Below are 2,441 nucleotides of genomic sequence, written 5' to 3'. Positions count from 1 at the left end.
GGGCGCCCGCGCGGGCGGCGCGGGGGGCGCCGCCCGGTGGGGGGCCTTGGGGGCCGTGCCGCGGGCGCTGGACGAGGGGGCCGCCCCGGCCCCCGAGCCCGAGCCCGCCCCGGCCGCGTCGGCTCCTCCGGCTGCCCCGCCCGCTGCCCCGGCTGCTCCCCCCGCTGCGCCTGCGGCTCCGGCCGCGCCCGCGGCTCCCCCGGCCGCCACCGCCCCGGCGCCGAGCACCCCGCCCGGTGCGTCCTACGGCGCGCCCGCGACGCCGCCCGCCGCGGCGGCCCCCGCTGCCCCGGCGGCGTCGGCCCCGGCCGCGTCGGCCCCGGCCGCCTCGGCCGATGACGACGACGAGGTCGCCGGCACCTACGTCACCCCGCTGGTGCGCAAGCTGGCCAGCGAGCACGGCGTCGACCTGAACTCGATCACGGGCACCGGCGTCGGCGGTCGCATCCGCAAGTCCGACGTGCTCGAGGCAGCGGCGCGCCAGAGCAGCGCCGCCGCCGCACCGGCGGCGTCCGCACCCTCCGCCCCGGCCGCGGCGCCCGCCGCACCCGCCGCCACGGCAGCCCCCGCGGCTGCCTCGGGCGCCTCGCCGAAGCGCGGCAGCACCGTGCCGATGTCGCGCATGCGGCAGGTCATCGCCACCCGCATGGTCGAGTCGCTGCAGACCTCGGCGCAGCTCACCACCGTCGTCGAGGTCGACGTCACCCGCATCGCCCGGCTGCGCGACCGCGCCAAGCGCGACTTCGAGGCCCGCGAGGGGGTCAAGCTGTCGTTCCTGCCGTTCTTCGCCGTCGCGGCGATCGAGGCGCTGAAGGCGCACCCGGTCGTCAACGCGTCGGTCGACATGGACGCCAAGACGATCACCTACCACGACGCCGAGCACCTCGGCATCGCCGTCGACACCGAGCGCGGGCTGCTGGTGCCGGTGATCCACAACGCCGGTGACCTCAACCTGGGCGGTATCGCCCGCAAGATCGCCGACCTGGCGGCGCGCACCCGCGCGAACAAGATCACGCCGGACGAGCTGGGTGGCGGCACGTTCACGCTGACGAACACCGGCAGCCGGGGCGCGCTGTTCGACACGCCGATCATCAACCAGCCGCAGGTCGGCATCCTCGGCACGGGCGCGGTGGTCAAGCGTCCGGTCGTGCTCGACGACCCCGAGCTCGGCGGCGAGACGATCGCGGTGGGGTCGATGGCCTACCTGGCGCTGAGCTACGACCCCCGCATCGTCGACGGCGCCGACGCGGCCCGCTTCCTCGTGACGATCAAGGAGCGGCTCGAGGCGGGCGCCTTCGAGCGCGCGCTCGGGCTGGCCTGAGGCCCGTGCGCGTCGTCGTCGCCGGTGCGTCCGGCCTGATCGGCACGGCGCTGGTCGACTCGCTGCGTGCGCACGGGCACACCGTGCGCTCGCTCGTGCGGCGGGCCACCAGTGACCCCGACTCGTCGACGTGGGATCCCGCGCGCGGCGAGGTCGACCACGAGTTCCTGCGCGCGTCGGACGCCGTGGTCTGCCTGTCCGGCGCGAACGTCGGGGCGCACCGCTGGACCGAGACGTACAAGCAGAAGATCCTCGACAGCCGGGTGCAGACGGTCGGCACCCTCGCGACCGCGCTCGCCGCGCTCGCCCGGGCGGGCCAGGGCGGGCCGCGGGTGTTCCTCGCCGCCTCGGCGGTCGGCTACTACGGCGACGGTGGCGATGCCCGCATCACCGAGCAGTCGCCACAGGGCAGCGGGTTCCTTGCCGACGTGTGCCGGCAGTGGGAGGCCGCGGCCGAGCCGGCCCGCGCTGCAGGGGTCCGCGTCGCCCACCTGCGCACCGGGCTGGTGCTCTCGTCCCAGGGCGACCTGTTGAAGCGGCTGAAGCTGGTGACCAAGCTCGGCGTGGCCGGGCGGCTCGGCAGTGGGCAGCAGTTCATGCCCTGGATCACCCTGGCCGACGAGATCGGCGCGATCGAGTTCCTGCTCACCGCGGACGTCGCCGGGCCGGTGAACCTCACCGGGCCGCACCCCGTGCGCAACGCCGAGTTCATCAAGACCCTTGGCAGCCTGCTGCACCGGCCCACCGTGCTGCCGACCCCGGCCTTCGCGTTGAAGCTCGCGCTCGGGGAGTTCGCGCAGGACACCCTCACCGGTCAGCAGGCCGTCCCGCAGGTACTGCTCGACGCCGGCTACCGCTTCCAGCACGACGAGCTCGAACCGGCGCTGCGCTGGGCGCTCGACCACTGACGCGTCATCGGACGGCCGTCTCGGCGGTGATGCGGACACCGGTGGCCGTGCGCCGCAGGGTGATCGCCAGCCGGGTGGACGCAACCGCAGGCACCGCTCGCCGGGTCGTGGCGCCGGGGGGCGCCGCGGACCCCGGGGGGGGGGGCGGGCACCGGGGGGGAGAGAGAGAGTGGGTGGTGAGTGTGGTGGTTGGGGGGTTGGTGTGGGGGGTG

At 76.0% G+C, this 2,441-nt stretch carries 2 protein-coding genes; both read left to right on the top strand.

Translation table 11 applies throughout. The features are described 5' to 3' along the window. A partial coding sequence (gene sucB, locus ACTHMS_RS02085; protein ID WP_440305020.1) for a 2-oxoglutarate dehydrogenase, E2 component, dihydrolipoamide succinyltransferase occupies nucleotides 1-1,321 on the top strand: 1,321 nt, incomplete at its 5' end. 5 nt (nucleotides 1,322-1,326) lie between these two features. Beyond that, nucleotides 1,327-2,229, top strand: coding sequence for a TIGR01777 family oxidoreductase (locus ACTHMS_RS02080; RefSeq protein WP_440305019.1), 903 nt, complete (start codon nucleotides 1,327-1,329; stop codon nucleotides 2,227-2,229). The last annotated feature ends 212 nt before the right edge of the window (nucleotides 2,230-2,441 follow it).

The sequence above is a fragment of the Jatrophihabitans sp. genome (assembly GCF_051960575.1).
In the GTDB taxonomy this organism is placed as follows: domain Bacteria; phylum Actinomycetota; class Actinomycetes; order Mycobacteriales; family Jatrophihabitantaceae; genus JBQCEE01.
Note: the sequence above shows the minus strand (reverse complement) of the source record. Positions and strands in the feature narration are given on the sequence as shown.